Source organism: Flectobacillus longus, from assembly GCF_030056705.1.
Taxonomy (GTDB): Bacteria; Bacteroidota; Bacteroidia; order Cytophagales; family Spirosomataceae; genus Flectobacillus; species Flectobacillus longus.
The window spans coordinates 264975-281662 of the sequence record NZ_JASHIC010000004.1 but is presented as its reverse complement, the minus strand read 5'-3'; the positions used below and the strand labels follow the sequence as shown (position 1 = coordinate 281662).

14 protein-coding genes and 1 pseudogene are annotated in these 16688 nt (G+C 37.0%); 8 read left to right on the top strand and 7 right to left on the bottom strand.

Annotation, left to right across the window (positions count from 1 at the left end; all coding sequences use genetic code 11):
* Positions 1-102: 102 nt before the first annotated feature.
* Positions 103-483, top strand: coding sequence for a winged helix-turn-helix domain-containing protein (locus tag QM491_RS04020; protein WP_283325950.1), 381 nt, complete (start codon positions 103-105; stop codon positions 481-483).
* A 144-nt stretch (positions 484-627) separates the two neighbouring features.
* Positions 628-1368, top strand: a complete 741-nt coding sequence (locus QM491_RS04015) for a sulfite exporter TauE/SafE family protein (protein WP_283325949.1) — start codon at positions 628-630, stop codon at positions 1366-1368.
* Between the two features lie 197 nt (positions 1369-1565).
* Here QM491_RS04015 and QM491_RS04010 read toward each other — a convergent pair whose 3' ends face one another.
* Together QM491_RS04010 and QM491_RS04005 are read right to left on the bottom strand one after the other, a co-directional pair.
* Positions 1566-2480 (bottom strand): hypothetical protein, encoded by a 915-nt coding sequence (locus QM491_RS04010; RefSeq protein WP_283325948.1) that lies wholly within the window; start codon positions 2478-2480, stop codon positions 1566-1568.
* Positions 2481-2837: 357 nt separating this feature from the next.
* Positions 2838-3821: a pyruvate dehydrogenase complex E1 component subunit beta gene (locus QM491_RS04005; protein ID WP_283325947.1), complete on the bottom strand. Its 984-nt coding sequence runs from the start codon at positions 3819-3821 to the stop codon at positions 2838-2840.
* Positions 3822-4228: 407 nt separating this feature from the next.
* Here QM491_RS04005 and QM491_RS04000 point away from each other — a divergent pair, with 407 nt between their 5' ends.
* Positions 4229-5005: an amidohydrolase gene (locus QM491_RS04000; protein WP_283325946.1), complete on the top strand. Its 777-nt coding sequence runs from the start codon at positions 4229-4231 to the stop codon at positions 5003-5005.
* 125 nt (positions 5006-5130) lie between these two features.
* Here QM491_RS04000 and gldA read toward each other — a convergent pair.
* The 3 genes and pseudogenes from gldA to QM491_RS03985 all read right to left on the bottom strand — a co-directional run.
* Positions 5131-5787: pseudogene (gene gldA, locus QM491_RS03995) on the bottom strand (gliding motility-associated ABC transporter ATP-binding subunit GldA); the annotation flags it as partial.
* A gap of 110 nt (positions 5788-5897) precedes the next feature.
* A complete protein-coding gene (locus QM491_RS03990; RefSeq protein ID WP_095160286.1) occupies positions 5898-6233 on the bottom strand; it encodes a YbaB/EbfC family nucleoid-associated protein in 336 nt (111 codons plus the stop codon).
* A gap of 116 nt (positions 6234-6349) precedes the next feature.
* A complete protein-coding gene (locus tag QM491_RS03985) occupies positions 6350-8503 on the bottom strand; it encodes a T9SS type B sorting domain-containing protein (protein ID WP_283325945.1) in 2154 nt (717 codons plus the stop codon).
* A gap of 378 nt (positions 8504-8881) precedes the next feature.
* Here QM491_RS03985 and QM491_RS03980 point away from each other — a divergent pair, with 378 nt between their 5' ends.
* On the top strand, positions 8882-10096 hold the full coding sequence (locus tag QM491_RS03980) for a bifunctional 3,4-dihydroxy-2-butanone-4-phosphate synthase/GTP cyclohydrolase II (RefSeq protein WP_283325944.1): 1215 nt from the start codon (positions 8882-8884) through the stop codon (positions 10094-10096).
* A gap of 88 nt (positions 10097-10184) precedes the next feature.
* Here the strand turns inward: QM491_RS03980 and QM491_RS03975 are convergent, their stop codons facing one another.
* Positions 10185-11084, bottom strand: coding sequence for a prohibitin family protein (locus tag QM491_RS03975; protein WP_283325943.1), 900 nt, complete (start codon positions 11082-11084; stop codon positions 10185-10187).
* Between the two features lie 129 nt (positions 11085-11213).
* The gene (locus tag QM491_RS03970) at positions 11214-11681 is read right to left on the bottom strand and encodes an Mpo1 family 2-hydroxy fatty acid dioxygenase (protein WP_283325942.1); all 468 of its coding nucleotides are present in this window, start codon (positions 11679-11681) and stop codon (positions 11214-11216) included.
* A gap of 702 nt (positions 11682-12383) precedes the next feature.
* On the opposite strand from QM491_RS03970, the gene QM491_RS03965 reads away from it, so the two are divergent.
* The 4 genes from QM491_RS03965 to QM491_RS03950 all read left to right on the top strand — a co-directional run bounded on the left by QM491_RS03965 (position 12384) and on the right by QM491_RS03950 (position 16530).
* Positions 12384-12959 carry a thymidine kinase gene (locus QM491_RS03965; protein ID WP_283325941.1) on the top strand — a complete coding sequence of 192 codons (576 nt, stop codon included), beginning with the start codon at positions 12384-12386 and terminating at the stop codon, positions 12957-12959.
* Complete coding sequence (gene porZ, locus QM491_RS03960) at positions 12944-14836, top strand: type IX secretion system anionic LPS delivery protein PorZ (protein ID WP_283325940.1); 1893 nt, start codon at positions 12944-12946, stop codon at positions 14834-14836. The genes QM491_RS03965 and porZ overlap by 16 nt, the downstream gene beginning before the upstream one ends.
* A gap of 11 nt (positions 14837-14847) precedes the next feature.
* Complete coding sequence (locus tag QM491_RS03955) at positions 14848-15351, top strand: YkgJ family cysteine cluster protein (RefSeq protein ID WP_283325939.1); 504 nt, start codon at positions 14848-14850, stop codon at positions 15349-15351.
* A 267-nt stretch (positions 15352-15618) separates the two neighbouring features.
* Complete coding sequence (locus QM491_RS03950; RefSeq protein ID WP_283325938.1) at positions 15619-16530, top strand: ROK family protein; 912 nt, start codon at positions 15619-15621, stop codon at positions 16528-16530.
* Positions 16531-16688: the final 158 nt, after the last annotated feature.

The following is a 16688-nucleotide window of genomic DNA, read 5'->3' as shown; positions in this document are numbered from 1 at the left end:
CCGAAACCCAACATCCGATATCTCCAATGGATGATTTTAAAATCCTTGGTGCACTACTAATTCACAATTCATCATTCAACATTAATACTTAATTCCCAATATATGAGTCAAGGAAAAGAATCTTATCAGGTTGTGGGGGCTGTTTGGATTGAAAAATCTGATGGTACCGACCGATTTTTAGGAAAAGGAAGAATCCAATTGATGGAATTAATTATCGAACATGGGTCTATTTCACAAGCTGCCAAAGCTATGAATATGTCATATAAGAGAGCATGGGAATTGATTAATTCGATGAATGTCCAGTCTGCCAAACCCTTTGTGATTACCCAAGTGGGTGGTAAAAGAGGTGGAGGAGCTGTAGTTACAGAAGAGGGAATAAAAGCCATTGTAGAATATAAAGCCTTACAACAAAGGTTTAAAGATTTTCTGCAACAAGAAACCGAAGCTTTCAATCAAAAAAGTCACACCTTAGGAGTCGTTTAAATATACGTCTCATTTTTTATTTATACTTCTCTAAGTATTGCCTTTTTAGTTAACACGTTATATTTTTACAAAAATAACGAGCAATTAAATTTGCGAATAACTCATCTGGGTTCAAACTCAGCAGTCACAAATCTTACTTAATTCATGGAAATTACCCAAATGATTTTAATGCTGGCGATGCTAGCAACAGTGGCTTTTTTATATGCTTCGGTAGGACATGGTGGGGCTAGTGGGTATCTTGCTGTGATGGCATTGTTGGGTTTTGCACCCGCACTGATGAAATCTTCAGCTCTGATTATGAACTTAGCGGTATCATTATTTTCTTTTATAGGTTTCTATCGCGCAGGACATTTCAAAATCAAGCTTTTTTGGCCTTTTGCCATTGCTAGTATTCCTATGTCTTTTTTAGGCGCCACTTATACGCTTCCCGATAGTATTTACAAAAAAATATTAGCGGTATGTATTCTTATTTCGATAGTAAGAATGCTAGTAAAATTTGAAAAGTCTGAGCATGAAGTAAAGGAAATTCCTTTGTTTGGCGCTTTGTTGACGGGTGCTGTTATTGGACTTTTGTCTGGAATGATTGGTATTGGTGGGGGGATTATCCTGAGTCCAGTGATGCTAGTAATGGGCTGGGCAACACTCAAACAAACGGCTGCTGTTTCGGCATTATTTATCTTTGTAAACTCCGTTTCTGGACTAATAGGATCTATCTCAAAAGGGACGTTGGTGGTTCAGCCTGATTTGGTATATGCAGTCTTGGCTACTATTGCTGGCGGTATGGCTGGAGCGTATTATGGTAGTCATCGATTCAATATCCCGACCTTACGCTATATGCTGGCATTAGGACTAGTGATTGCTTGCTTGAAGCTTATATTTGCCTAGAAAATTGTGAATTAGCGCTTTACGAAGGATTTCAAACTATTGTAGAATTGGGATTTCTGATTTCGGAAATAAATAAAAAGACCTTTATTTGTCATAAGCAATAGAAGCTTACACTTCCGAAATCCAACATCCGATATCTAAAATAAACAGTTTTATCATCCTAGGTACACTACTAATTCACCATTGATACTCAAATCCTACAGAATTATCATTGGGCGTGCAGCACGTCCTTCTGATTGGGCAAAAATTTGATAACCAATAATTTCAAGGTTTTCTTTTCCTGTGAATGATGCAGCTTGGTATTCGCTGAGTACTTTTATATAAGTATTGTCAAAGCTATTATTGACAAAATAGTTGAACGAAAAAGTAGTTTCTGCACTAAATAAGAATACTACTTTTTGAATTTTGTTTTGCGCTTTAGCCGCTTTTCCTAACCATTGTAGGCGGCTCTGCATATAGCTAAAAGTAGGAGTAGTTTGGTAATCGTGTACCAATACTCGGTCTGTATTTGTAACAATTCCTGTTGCCTGTGTCAACTCCTGACCAGTAGGGTTTTGGAACCACCCAATGTAAGTTTCTGTTGGCACTGGCGTTGTTTGAGCATCTCCCCAAGCATTGATTCCTTGCAATTCTTTGAGGTAGTTTTTAAAGGATGCAGCTTTATTCCACCATTCAAGTTCCAAGTTAGCATAATCAAATTTTTCAAGGGCATCTGTACGGCTAGCATTATAATTATTAATGATAGTTGTAAAAGCGCTAGCCGAACCCATGCAGGCGGTAACAGTAGTGATGCCGTATTGAGTACGCGCTTTGCGAATAAATGCAGCTACTTTTGGATACCCCGCTGAGGTTGCCAACAAAGTGTATAAATCATAGCATGTAACAGTTGTAAAATTATTGTATTGGCACCATTGAAGTAAAGCATTTTCTTTACCTTGATCACCAACAATATATTTTAAGCTGTCAAGATACACTCCTCTGTAAATTGAGCTAAGGTCAATTTTGAGACCATTGTGCTCAGGGCTAGTAGGCTCTACCGATTGGTCTTCGCTACATTGAGTAAATAAAAATATGAAAGATAGCAGAATAATAATTAGATAGTGATTCTTCATGTGTATAAAATTTTATGGGCTTTGTAACTCTAAAATAGACATTGAAAATCACTATTCCAAATACATTAATGACCGAAAAAGGTTATGATTGAAATAAATTGTGTTTTAAAATTTGCACTATATTTATAAATCTTCGAGTGCTTAGAGAATTAGAAATTTATATAAGAGTGTTAAATAATTATAAGCGCCTGAATATTGGTTATAATCGCAGAATGGTATCTGTTGATACATATAATGATAATGGTATTAAAATAAAAAAAAATCTTAGCCTGAGAAGACTAAGATTTTTTTGAAAATTCTATGAATAAAAGTTCAGTTAGTAAAATGAACTACTAAACGCAATTTTATCAATAGGAATTAGTTTTTATAAAGTACTGCCTTTACAGCATCAACTGTACGTTGAACGCTTGGCAAAATCTCATCGATTAGCGTTGGTGCATAAGGAAGAGGAAGGTCTTTTGAGTTGACACGGATAACTGGTGCATCCATATAATCAAATGCCCAACGTTGAATATTGTAGGCAATCTCAGAAGAAAGTCCTGCAATAGGGTTTGCTTCTTCAACTACCACACAACGATTGGTTCTCTTTACAGACGCAAGAACAGTTTCATAGTCGATAGGACGAACAGTTCTTAAATCGATAACCTCAGCATTGATACCCATTTTAGTTAATTCAGCAACGGCTGGCATAACAACACGTGACAACATTTTACCAAAAGTTACGATAGTAACGTCAGTACCTTCTTTCACAATATTTGCTTTTCCAATCGGAGTAAGATATTCGCCATCTGGAACAAGTCCTTTGTCTCCGTACATCAATTCAGACTCCATGAAAATAACAGGGTCATTGTCACGGATAGAAGCTTTCAAAAGTCCTTTTGCATCAGCAGGGTTTGAAGGCACAACTACTTTCAAACCTGGCGTGTTAGCAAACCAGTTTTCGAAGTTTGAAGAGTGTTGTGAAGACAATTGACCAGCATTACCTGTAGGTCCACGGAAAACCATTGGACAAGAATACTGACCACCTGACATCGACATCATTTTGGCAGCAGAGTTGATAATTTGGTCAATAGCTACCAATGAGAAGTTGAATGTCATGAATTCAACGATAGGACGCAAACCATTAGCGGCAGCACCTACAGCGATTCCTGCAAAACCTAGCTCGGCAATTGGTGTGTCAATTACTCGGTCTGGACCGAATTCATCTAACATTCCTTGCGAAACTTTGTAAGCACCATTGTATTCGGCTACTTCTTCTCCCAGTAAAAAAACTGATTGGTCACGACGCATTTCTTCGTTCATGGCTTCACGAAGAGCCTCTCTGAATTGTATTTCTCTCATTTGTTTAAGATAATTCTAGGATATTTAGGACGCTATGCGTTAAAAATTAGATTCTTGTTATATTGGAAACTGTCTGTAAAATTAGGCAAGAATATTGGAACAGACAAGTAGGTTTATCAACTAAGCCAGTAACATTATTCAAGAAACCTCAAATAGCTGATATTTGTTAGTTTTTGAAATCACATATTTTTAGAAAAGCTACTTTTATGCCCTAAAACTGATGTATAGATACTAAAAACTTCCTCTTAATAAACCCCCAAAATAGATTTTTTTACTCATTTATTACAAAAGTATTCCCCCATATCATCATGATTAAAGGTTCCTTCCTTTAAATTTGAGTACTTTTTTAATGAAAATACAACGGGAAAAAGAATAAGAGAGTTTCCCATTCCAAATCTAAAAAGAAAATGCAAGACCTTAAAGTTACGCTCATACAAACAGAACTATATTGGGAAAGTCCCATAGCGAATTTGGCTATGCTGGAAGAAAAAATAGCTCAGATAGAGGAGGAAACCGATTTGATTGTATTACCAGAGATGTTTAGCACAGCTTTTTCGATGAATACAACGCTCGCTGAACCAATGAACCTGACTACCTTTAAGTGGATGAAACAACAAGCTGCTCAAACAAAAGCTGTGATTCTGGGTAGTGTGATGATTCGGGAGGGCGAGAAGGTGTTTAATCGTATGATTTGGATGCAACCTGACGGACAATTTCAGACTTATGATAAGCGACATTTGTTTAGAATGGGCAATGAACATTCTCATTATGAAGGAGGTAATAAACGATTAATAGCAACTCTAAAAGGCTGGAAAATTTGCCCATTGATTTGCTACGATTTACGCTTTCCCGTATGGTCACGCAATGTTGCTCAAGAATACGATGTATTGATATATGTTGCCAATTGGCCTGCCGCAAGAGCATATCCTTGGAAATCTTTGCTTGTAGCTCGTGCTATCGAAAATCAAAGCTATGTAGTTGGGGTAAACCGAGTAGGCACAGATGGGAATGATTATGCTTTTTCGGGAGATTCGGCGGTGCTGAATTTTAAAGGAGAATACCTTTTTGAAAAAAGTAATGAAGAAGCTATGGTTACGATTACACTCTCAAAGGAGAATTTGAATACATTTAGAACGCAGTTTCCTGCCTATTTGGATGCCGACAAGTTTGAAATCCTTGATTAAGAATTAAAAATATCCTTACTCAATAAACAGTAAGCTAGAAAATCAAAGTTGTTCTCTAGCTTATTGTTCTTTTATTGAATCGTTAATTTACGGAAAGTATCCTCCAAAGATTGTCCATTTTGTACCAATGACGAAAGCGCTTGGTCTTCTACGATTTTACCTTTGTTGATAATGACGACTCTGTCACAGATAGCCTCTACTTCTTGCATGATATGTGTCGAGAATACCACTGTTTTTTCTTTTCCGATATTTTTGATAACCTGACGAATCTCAACAAGTTGATTAGGATCGAGACCCGTTGTTGGTTCGTCCAAAATCAAAACTTTTGGGTCATGAATCAACGCTTGAGCTAGTCCTACACGTTGACGATATCCTTTTGAAAGCTGACCGATTTTTTTCTTTTGTTCAATTTGTAAACCTACTAACTCTATCACCTCTTCGATTCTGCGTGTCAGTTGATTGCCTTTTATTTGGTAAATTCCACCAACAAAGCTCAAAAATTCCTTCACATACATATCCAAATAAAGTGGGTTGTGTTCGGGAAGGTAACCAATATTTCTACGTACTTCTTTTGACGACTTTTGTACATCGTAACCACATACTTCTACAGAACCTTCAGTGGCAGGAATATAACAAGTAGCGATTTTCATGGTAGTGGACTTTCCTGCACCGTTAGGTCCGAGAAAACCAACAATTTCACCTTGATTAACCTCAAAAGAAATATTGTCAACAGCTTTTTGCTGCCCGTAAATTTTGGTAAGATTTTGAATTTTGATAGACATCCTAGCGTATTGTTGAATGATTGAGTGAATGAGTGGTTGATTGGCAATGTAGAATAGCTAGTATTGCCTTAATCCTACATTACCAATCAACCACTCATTTATTTCATGTTTTATGAAAACATTCCTCCTAAATCCAAGCCAGGAATATTCGGAAGAAGTCCATTAGTAGCTTGCTGTAGGTGTTCTTTGATTTTACCTTCGATATTACCCATGGCAATGTTAGTAGCTGCTACAATCAAATCTTGTACAACTTCACGGTCAGAAGGTTTTAATAAATCTTCATCGATTTCAACATTGAGCAATTGTTTTTTGCCATTGATAGTTACTTTTACCATACCACCACCAGCTTCGCCAGTTTCAACGATTGTTCCCAATGTTTCTTGTGCTTCTTTCATTTTTGCTTGAAGGTCTTTTACCTTTCCAAGCATTCCCATCATGTCGAACATAACTTATTTGCTTTGTTTTGGATAATCAAAAAATGGTTCATGAGCCAATGCTCATGTTGGACTTGCAAGTTACAATTCTTCCCTCAAGTCACCAAAACGTTGATTAATGAAACCATTTAGTAAACCACTACAATGCTTCCTTCTTTAGTAATGATATTACCAGAAAGGTCTTCTACTTGTACCTGAAAAGCGTAACTTCCCGCAGGTACTTTGTTGCCATTTGAGCTTGTACCGTCCCAACCCAACTGTGGATTATTTTGATAGTTGGTGTTTTCTATAAATGAAATTAAATTGCCCCAACGGTCAAAAATAGACATTTTTGTAGCCTTGATAAATCGTCCTTGAATATAAAATGTGTCATTGAGCCCATCGCCATTAGGCGTAAATGCCTGTGCCGAAAGTACCAACGAAGGACGTTGATATTCTACATAGTTAGAAAGTGTAGTAGGAGGATAGCTAGTCGGATAGCCCTCAATCGCTAAATAAATGGTTTGTCCTTCTGCTTCAGGAATGTTTAAAGTAGAAAGGTTGAGTGAATTTCTTGTGCTTGTATAAGGTAAGCCAGATCCAGCGGTATTAATGGGAAGACCTGTAATAGGGTCTATCCGATAGATTCTATATTCTGTAATAGGATCTGTAAAAGAACTTTCGGGAGACCAAATCATTGATGAGCCTTGCATTTGAGCAAAAATGGGGCAAACCTTAGAGGACGGCTGAGACTCGCCACAGCCACCTGTCCATGTCATATAAAAGCAATACTGTTGAGCGTTTGTATTGACCGAAGTATCATCCCAAAAAGCACTCGTACCCGAATGTACTTTAGTATAATTGCCATTGATGCTGTTGGCACGGTAGTAGTTAAAAGCTGTGAATGTTGGTAAATCATTTCCTTCTTTTTCCAATGACGTTACACGAATCGATTGTCCACCTATGACGGTACTACCTAACTTACCTAGAGGCGTTGGAGGAACGGAAGTGTTTTTTAGTTTTAGTAAATTGGAAATGGATTTGGATTGGTAATTAGTTACGACCTTATAGGTGTATTCTTCTCCACAAATAACATTTGTATCATCATACAGATTATCTCCTATAGTTGTAATATTTCTTACTAGTGATTCAGTGCCAGATGCATCTACTTTGAATACATCGTATGAACGAAAAGTATTGCCAAGTAGGTTACCTTGTGCTACTGACCAAATAATGGTATTACCCCCTTGCTTTGTATCGCCCCTGAGTGGTGTGGTACAAATTTCGTTGATGCTTTCAACAGTCTTTTCATTGCATACGTCAAAGGCATTAACTTTAAAGCAATATTGCTTGGTAGGGTCAGGAACAGAGAATTTTTGTATTTCACCTACTAATGAGGCAGTAGGTGTGTAAGTATAAACTGGTGTGCCAGTTGTATTATAGGTTGATTCGCCTATGGGATCACGCATCCAAATTTTATGTTCTATTCCAGCAGTGGCTGCTACATTTAATGAAATTCCATTATCAATACTTATGTCGTATAGTATGGGAGTTTGTGGAGTAGATACTGTGGTGAGGGTTCTTGAGTCTGATTTTTCACATCTACCTACTTTGTTTGTCCCCGAGATAACTAACTCATAAGATGTAAAGCCACTATTTACTGTTAGTGGGATTGAGTAAGGGTAATTAGTTATGTCAGAAATATTTGTACCTCTTGGAACACTTCCTAATGGTGTAACAGAATAGGAATAAGCATCAATCAACTTATTTGATGGGTCATCGAGTAGAACAATCGTAACTTCTTTTTGTGATGTACCAGCAATATCACACATTTTTACGGTGTATTTGGGTTTTTCCAAGTCTACTACCTGAATCACCTGACAAGCGTAGTAGCCTGCTCCATTGTTGCTACCGAAGCTCTTGATAAAATATATTCCTGGAGTGACTGGCGCTGTAGTAGATATTGAGTTAGTAGTACTAGGTACAGGAATTGCACTAGGCGTAGAAAGTACGGATGTGTTTTGAGTAATTTCGAAAGATCGGGATTGCCCGCCATTTACTAAATCTTTCAACGTAAGGGATTGTTGCGGGCATACTTTCAAAGGTATATTATTGACTGCAGTAGGGTTGTTATCTCCATCCGAGTTTACAGGATTCGAATCAATATTATTGATTGAAAAAACACCCCTGTCGTCACTCAATGGGGCATTCGGGCATTGTCCTAAAGCAACTTCATGAAAAGTTACCAGTAGAAAAAGAAAAAAGATATTTCGAGTAAAGTATGTAGTAAATAAATGAATCATAATGATTAATATCTTCAAAAATCAACTTAGGATAAGATTAAATAAAGGTAGTAGCAATAACTATGCTAACAATGTATATAAACACAAATAGGTAGGAGAGACAAGGGAGATAATCTATCAACGAATGAGGTGCGATTTTATGATAAATATACAAAAAATATCACCTTTGTGAGTAAGCCTGTACTGACTCGGAACAAAATAGTATAACTTTGGAGTTTTAAATGAAATACAAATTTATGATATTGATTCGACATGAAAGTGTTGGCAAGAACATTCTCAAATTATAAAGAATTGAATAGGTTACGTGAAAACAAGACTTCTTTATGACTTATTGAAACTCTGCTAATACTTTTGTTTCGGCCCCAAAAAAATAAAAAGATGTCAGCTATTAAATTAGATAGTATTGAGGAGGCTATAGAAGCAATCAGAAATGGTGAAATAATCATTGTTGCTGATGATGAAGACCGTGAAAATGAAGGAGATATGATTTGTGCCTCTGAGGCAATCACTCCCGAAATGGTCAATTTTATGATTCGTGAAGGTCGTGGTTTGATGTGCGTATCCCTGACCGAAGAACGTTGTAATGAATTAGGTCTCGAAATGATGGTGGGCAATAATACTGCCTCGCACGAAACGCCATTTACTGTTTCTGTAGATTTATTAGGTCATGGCTGTACCACAGGTATTTCAGCTCCCGATCGTGCTAAAACGATTCAGGCATTAGTTGACGAAAATATCCGTCCTGAAGAGCTGGGTCGTCCTGGGCATATTTTCCCTTTGAAGGCTCGTAAAGAAGGCGTTTTGCGTCGTACTGGGCATACTGAAGCTGCTATGGATTTTGCCAAATTGGCTGGTTTCAAGCCTTCAGGTGTACTTATCGAAGTATTGAATGAGGATGGTACCATGGCGCGTCTTCCAGATTTGAGACGTATGGCTGATAAATTCAATTTGAAACTTGTAACAATCAAGGATTTGGTTGAATATCGCCTAAAAACTGAATCTTTGATTAAGCGTGAAATTGGTGTTGATATGCCAACCGAACGTGGACATTTTGACTTAATTGCTTTTAAACAATTAAACACAGGCGAAAGTCACCTTGCTTTGGTAAAAGGAACTTGGGAAAAAGACGAACCTGTATTGGTACGTGTTCATAGCTCATGTGTTACAGGCGATATCTTTGGCTCATGCCGTTGTGATTGTGGGGCACAGCTACACAATGCGATGGAAATGGTTGAAAAAGCAGGAAAAGGAGTAGTCCTATATATGTTCCAAGAGGGTAGAGGTATTGGTTTGATTAACAAACTCAAGGCTTACAAGCTTCAAGAACAAGGTCGTGATACCGTGGAGGCTAATTTGGAATTAGGTTTCAAAATGGATGAAAGAGATTATGGTGTAGGGGCACAAATTTTACGTGATTTGGGCGTTGGTAAAATCAAATTGATTTCAAATAATCCTAAAAAACGTGCAGCTCTTTTTGGTTATGGTCTCGAAATCGTAGAAACCGTTGCAATCGAAATTGCACCAAATCCACATAATGAGCGCTATTTGCAAACTAAGCGTGACAAAATGGGACATGATATTCTAAAAGGATAGTTTTTGAATTTGGAAATTTGTCAATTTGAAGATTTGAAAATGAGTTTTGATGTAGCAAAACAAATTTTCAAATCTTCAAATCCAAAAATTAATTCAAAATGATAGGTGTATTTCCTTTGGCGCCCATAATGATAACTTTTGCATTAGGAGATAATGACAAATCTCTTTGGGCTTTGATTGCTTCGTATTGTAATTGCTTATCACTCAGACCTGTCGAAATAATTCGCTGATAGTCAGCAATACCTTGTGCTTCTACTCTTTTACGTTCTGCTTCTTGTTTTTCTTTTTGTAAAACAAATTGCATTTTTTGCGCTTCCTGTTCAGCATTAATTTTAGATTCAATCGTTTGTTTTACTGATGCTGGTAAATTAATATTTCGAATTAAAAGCTGTTCAAGAACAATCCCTCTATTCTTCAAATCGATGTCAATAGCTTTGAAAATACGATTTTGAAATTCATCTCTTTTGGTCGAATATAGCGACACTGCATCATAATAGACTGCATTATCTCGAATTTTGGTACGAGTAATCGGGCGAATAATTTTGTCTTTGTAATCAGCACCAATTTGTTTCAAAATAGCAGGAGCTTGTGCGGGACTTATCCGATAAAGTACCGTTAAGTCAATAATCACTTCCAAGCCATCCGCCGTCAATACCCTGATGGCGTCGTCTCCTTCTTTGTCTCCTTCATCGTGTGAAGCAGACATAGTATAATTTTGCGTTTTAATATCAAACATTGTTACATCGTCCAGTGGGTTAATAAAATTTAAGCCGCTTTCTAAGGTCTTGTTTTGTACTTCCCCAAACAAGGAAGGTACGCCAACTTGCCCAGTATCTACTTTTCGGACAACAGAGGTTGAAAACCCAATAAGAAAAAAGATAATGCCAGCAATGGAAAGTGGACGAGCAATACGTTGAAGGTTAGCATTGGGACTGTTGAACATATATCCTGCGATGCACAACATTAACCCCAAAATCATCAGTATCATAACTTTTTAAATTTAAGTGATTGGTTTATAAAAAAATACAGCACCAAATAAGCTCATTTGGTGCTGTATTGTTCATGAATATGATGAATGGCATTAGCGAATGCCAGAGTGTCTAAAACTTATATGATATTAAAACGTAATACCAAAACGCTGATAAATGAAACTCAATAACCAAGCAGGGCCAATCATTAAAAATTGTAAGTCCTTGAAAAAAGAAGGTTTACGACCTTCCACCTTATGCCCCCAAAATTGACCAATCCATGCAAAAATGAAAATAGTAGAGCAAAATTGCCAAAGTGGCGCAATTCCAGAAGATTCGATAGCTAGACAGAGAAGTAAACAGATAAGAGAAAAAACAAACATGCCAATGGATAGAGATTTTGAAAGTACAAAGTAATAAAACGTGGTGAAAGTTAGCATCAACATTGCTAAGTTACCTTCAATTCCCAGAACATTGAAAAAGGGGAGTTTTATACTAAAGAAAAAACCAACAATACTAAAAAAGATAAGTGGTACACAGATGGAATGCACCGCTTTGTTTGTAGCGTTTTGGTGACTTTCGCCATACTCTGATAACCATTGATAAATTGTCTTCATAACGTGTTAGTGATTTTAGGAATGTAAGTAATCTTAGTTAATTTATGGTTTGGGTTTTGTTTCTAGTAAATAGTCCTTCAAGCCTTCAGTCTTTATATTTAATACTGAAATGTTGATTTCTAAAAGGGTAGAAGCATGCGGTTACATTGTTTTATCAAAATGACTCAACAAGAAAATATCACTCTAATGGAGCGAATGATTCAAAGGATTAAGAAGATTGTTTTATGATAAATGATTGACTATAACCGTACTATCCGAGTGTAATAGCATTGTCGATGAAAACTCGATGAAAGTCGGCGCTAACATTTAGAGCGGAAAGACTAAAATCACATAATTATCAAAAGCTTACAGTGATTTTTCACGAATATAATAAAAAAAGTGAAAAAGTCGCTGTTCATATTTCAAATTTCTTCATTAGAAAAGAAAATATCCCAAGGTTCAAATTTGTTTTATTCATAGTACTGTAGACAAAATTCAAAACAACAAGAAACCCTAAAATGTCGTATCTTCGCAGTCTTATATATGAGGCTTTAGGCTGCAAGCAGTAGGCATTAGGCAAAAAATGTATTCATAATTTTGTTAGAAATACTTTTATACTTTCAGCTTACGGCGTATAGCTTAATACCTATTGCAGGTAAAATTATGTTAGTTTTACTCACGTACTCATTCAAATTGCAAATTTTAGACTAAATTTTTTTAATCGTGTTCATCGAACCTTATCATAATCAACAACAAATAGGTCAGCGAACTGGATGGATAGAAGTGATTTGTGGATCAATGTTTTCTGGAAAAACTGAAGAGTTGATTCGTCGCCTCAATCGTGCCAGAATTGCCAAACAAGACGTTAAAATTTTTAAACCAGTTGTCGACACTCGCTATCATAATGAAGACATCGTTTCACATAACGCATCATCTGTGTCTTCGTTACCATTAGAAGATCCCGCAGAAATGCTGTCTTTGGTAGGTAATTGTGATGTGGTTGGTATCGACGAAGCCCAGTTTTTTCAAGAGTCAGTTGTGGACGTTGCCAATCAATTGGCAGACGCTGGCAAAAGAGTAATTATAGCAGGTTTAGATATGGACTTTCAGGGCAAACCCTTTGGTCCAATGCCAGGCCTTATGTCTATTGCCGAGTATATCACCAAAGTGCATGCGGTATGTGTAGTTTGTGGTGATGTTGCCAATTATTCCTACCGTAAAATTCCTGCACAAAATCAAGTACTATTGGGCGAAACCGATAGTTATGAAGCAAGATGTCGCAAATGTTTTCATACATAAAAAAAACTTCTGAAGTTGGAATAAAAGCTTCGCAAGCATTATTCCAACTTTTACTGCTAATCTGTATTGTTCTGATAACTCTAACCAATGCAGTGGCACAACTTTCTACTCCAGTAGGTACTTGGAGGACACATTTCAATTATAAGAAAGCCAAAACGCTGGCACAAGCAGGCAATCTGATTTATTGTGCCACCGAGCAAGGACTTTTTTATTATGACAAATCTGCCAATGAAGCTAATATTTTAACCAAATTAGACGGATTAAGTAATAACCAAATTGCCCAAATAAAGATACATGCCTCACTCAAATTATTAATTGTTGGATATGCTTCAGGAACTCTAGACTTGATACAATTAGATAACCAGTTTGAACCAACATCTCAAATCACAACTCTAAAGTTTATAGAAGACAATACTGCAATTCTTAGCTCCAAAAAGGTTTCAGATATTAACTTTTATCAAAATACAGCCTTCATGTCTTATGATTTTGGCTTAGTTGTATTGGATTTGGATAAAAAAGAAGTGAAAGAAACCTATTTGTATTTGGGCGAAAATGGCAACGCATTAGGTGTTTCTCAAAGTGTAGTAGTGGGAAATATCCTGTATATCTCCACACCCATCGGAATACGTCAAGCGAATCTTAGTAATGAAGTCAATTTGCAGTACTTTGGTAACTGGACTACCCTAAAATCTCCAAATGGAACCGCGTTGAAAGGAGCTTTGAGCGTAATAGGTACTCAGTTATGGATTGGAAGTACCGAAGGAGATTTATGGAAATATACGAATGGGCAACTATTTTCTACGCTAAAATTTGCGACTGCTATCGACAAACTTATTGCCTTAGATACACAACATTTACTAATCAAAAATGGTACAATACTGAGGGTTTACCAAACCTCCGACGAATCAGTTTCTCGCCTGACAGAGCCTTTGGCTTTACAATTTCAAGATGGTTTTTGGGATAGTCAACAAAAGTTTTGGATAGCCGATAATGCCAATGGTTTGGTAAGTAATGCTTCTGGTACGTACAAATCTTATAGCCCAACGAGCCAAGATACACTTTTTCAATACCGTAAAGATTCTATTATTCTGGACTCAGACAAAAATCGCTGGACGCGCTTAGGTGCTTATCAAGGCATAATGGTCGAAACTCCAGCCAAACAAAGAACATATCTGTACAGTGGTAAGGGGCAAGGAAACCTCCCGAGTGCGACGGTTGCCAGTATGACTTTGGACAAATATGGACAGATATGGGTGGGAACTACCGCAGGGGTAGCCGTTTTTGATGACCCTGCGAGTGTGGTTTCTGGGCGTAATTTGGATGCTTATACACCAATTTTCGAAAAAAGAAGGCTTTTAGCAAATGAGACTGTAACCTCTATTGCTATCGACGGGGGCAATCGTAAATGGATGGGTACCAGTAATGGTGTATTTTTGTTTTCTGAAGATGGCACCGAATTAGTTAATAATTTTACGGTGACAAATTCTCCACTTCCTAGTAATCAAATCTCGTACATTGGTATAGAGGCGTCTACAGGAGAAGTATTTATTCGAACCTCACAAGGAATGGTTTCTTATCAAGGAACAGCCATGGAAGCAGGTGACAATATTTCAGGAAAAGCCTTAATTTATCCCAATCCTGTTCGTCCAGAATATGAAGGTTTAATCACCATAGATGGATTATACGAAAATGTAGTCGTAAAAATTACGGATGTCGCTGGTCGCTTGATTTATGAAACCAAATCAAACGGTTCAAGAGCAGTTTGGAACGGACAATATCCAACAGGAGGTAAAGTTCCAACAGGAATATATTATGTAATGACAAGTACCGACGAAGGCAACCAAGCACTAATGGGCAAAATAGCCGTAGTCAGATAAAATTGTTGAATATGTTATACAATCAAGATACCATCACCGAGTTTAGAGATGCTTCATTGAATAAGTATCCCGAAAACAAAAAGTTTTTTGAAAGACTAAAGACCAAAAAAGTAAAAAACCTTGACGAAATGTTTCATCCTCGTCATGAAGAGATTTTTGAGGAAGTAGACTGTTTGGCTTGTGCCAATTGCTGTAAAACGACAAGTCCGATTTTTACAGATATAGATATTGATAGAATTGCCAAGCATTTGCGCATGCGCCCTGCGCAGTTAATCGATAAATATTTGCATTTGGATAAAGACCAAGACTATGTACTCAATAGTTCGCCGTGCACGTTTTTGGGAGCAGATAATTATTGTTCAATTTATGAAGTAAGGCCCAGAGCATGCAGAGAATATCCGCATACCGACCGAAAAAATATGTCGGGTATCATGAAGTTGACCTTAGAAAATACCAAAGTTTGCCCTGCCGTATTTGAAATTGTGGAGCAATTGAAAAATCTGAAAGTCGTGTAGGTATATTGTTTCCTAAAATCAGTATCCTTTTCATGGAAGTGTTGTTGTTTTAGGACTTAATGCAATAAATTACGTATTCTCTAAACGAGATATTGACAGTTAAGTAATAAATGACTGATTTAGTATTAAATACATACTAGAAACCTATATAATATTTCGTTATAACATAGAAAAAACAAACTTTTCTGTAATTTTGAAAAAATTTTAATATACTGTAATCCCAATTACTAATCATACATATAACTTTAAAACTTACAATTTTACTAGATGGCTGCAGCAGAGTATTTAGGTATTGACATCGGAGGAACGAACGTAAAAATGGGTATCGTTAACTCTGAAACTGGTCAGATTTCAAATTTTTACAGTCATGATACTGTTAGCTGGCGCAAATCAGGTCATTTCGAAGACCGCCTTGCCGAGGCTATTGCCCTTCAATTACTTGACCACAAGCATATCAAGAAGGTAGGTATTGGTTTGCCAGGTATGATTGATTCTACTCGTCGTACTCCTATCGAGATTACAGCTATTCCTGAGCTCGACCGTGTACCATTGGTAGACTTGCTTGAGAAGAAATTTGTAGGGGTAAATTTTTATCTTGAAAACGATGCCAATGCAGCAGCATTAGGTGAGTTTTATTTTGGTGAAGAGCGTATCGACGAAAGCTATATTTTTATCACTTTAGGAACGGGTGTTGGTGGCGCAGCAATCATTGGCAAAAAAGTATTTACAGGTGGTCGTGGCAATGCTATGGAGCCAGGTCATACACCGTCGGCCAATGGTAAAGTTTTAGAGCGTAACATTGGTAAAAATGAATTGTTGGATTTGGCTAACAACATGAGAAGAGAATACACTGGCGAAACACAATTGCCAGACGATGGTTCTATATCGACAACAGGTTTAGTCGCTGCTGCTGCCGAAAATGACAAGCTTGCTTTACAAGTATTTGAAAGAGTAGGAGAGTTGTTGGGCGAAAACCTATGTCACTTAGTAGCGATTCTTGACATCAATTTGATTTTGATTGGTGGTGGTCTTTCTGCATCATTTGATTATATCTTGCCAAGCATGAAACGCAAGCTAAATCAGTGGTTGACAAAGTACCATGCAAGCGATTTAACCATTAAACGTGCTACCTTAGGTAATGATGCAGGTTTGCTAGGAGCAGCATCATTGTGCTTCTAGTGCAAAAATTAACTATAATCAAGCCTCGAAGAATAGCAAAAAACGTCTAAATTTGTGGGCTAAATATAAAATTCCCTTAAAAATGGGTTCGGAAAACGAGCAAGTAAAAGAATTATTTTATTCTTTCTAAGAAAAGTCTAAAAGATTCTGAGATTACG

What these genes read in the sequence shown, in the direction of transcription:
- QM491_RS03990 (WP_095160286.1), bottom strand. Translation starts at nt 6,233, where the DNA reads ATGTTCGACATGATGGGAATGCTTGGAAAGGTAAAAGACCTTCAAGCA.
- QM491_RS03980 (WP_283325944.1), top strand. Translation starts at nt 8,882, where the DNA reads ATGTCAGCTATTAAATTAGATAGTATTGAGGAGGCTATAGAAGCAATC.
- porZ (WP_283325940.1), top strand. Translation starts at nt 12,944, where the DNA reads ATGTTTTCATACATAAAAAAAACTTCTGAAGTTGGAATAAAAGCTTCG.
- QM491_RS04005 (WP_283325947.1), bottom strand. Translation starts at nt 3,821, where the DNA reads ATGAGAGAAATACAATTCAGAGAGGCTCTTCGTGAAGCCATGAACGAA.
- QM491_RS04015 (WP_283325949.1), top strand. Translation starts at nt 628, where the DNA reads ATGGAAATTACCCAAATGATTTTAATGCTGGCGATGCTAGCAACAGTG.
- QM491_RS03975 (WP_283325943.1), bottom strand. Translation starts at nt 11,084, where the DNA reads ATGATACTGATGATTTTGGGGTTAATGTTGTGCATCGCAGGATATATG.
- QM491_RS03955 (WP_283325939.1), top strand. Translation starts at nt 14,848, where the DNA reads ATGTTATACAATCAAGATACCATCACCGAGTTTAGAGATGCTTCATTG.
- QM491_RS03950 (WP_283325938.1), top strand. Translation starts at nt 15,619, where the DNA reads ATGGCTGCAGCAGAGTATTTAGGTATTGACATCGGAGGAACGAACGTA.
- QM491_RS03985 (WP_283325945.1), bottom strand. Translation starts at nt 8,503, where the DNA reads ATGATTCATTTATTTACTACATACTTTACTCGAAATATCTTTTTTCTT.
- QM491_RS04020 (WP_283325950.1), top strand. Translation starts at nt 103, where the DNA reads ATGAGTCAAGGAAAAGAATCTTATCAGGTTGTGGGGGCTGTTTGGATT.
- QM491_RS03970 (WP_283325942.1), bottom strand. Translation starts at nt 11,681, where the DNA reads ATGAAGACAATTTATCAATGGTTATCAGAGTATGGCGAAAGTCACCAA.
- QM491_RS04000 (WP_283325946.1), top strand. Translation starts at nt 4,229, where the DNA reads ATGCAAGACCTTAAAGTTACGCTCATACAAACAGAACTATATTGGGAA.
- QM491_RS04010 (WP_283325948.1), bottom strand. Translation starts at nt 2,480, where the DNA reads ATGAAGAATCACTATCTAATTATTATTCTGCTATCTTTCATATTTTTA.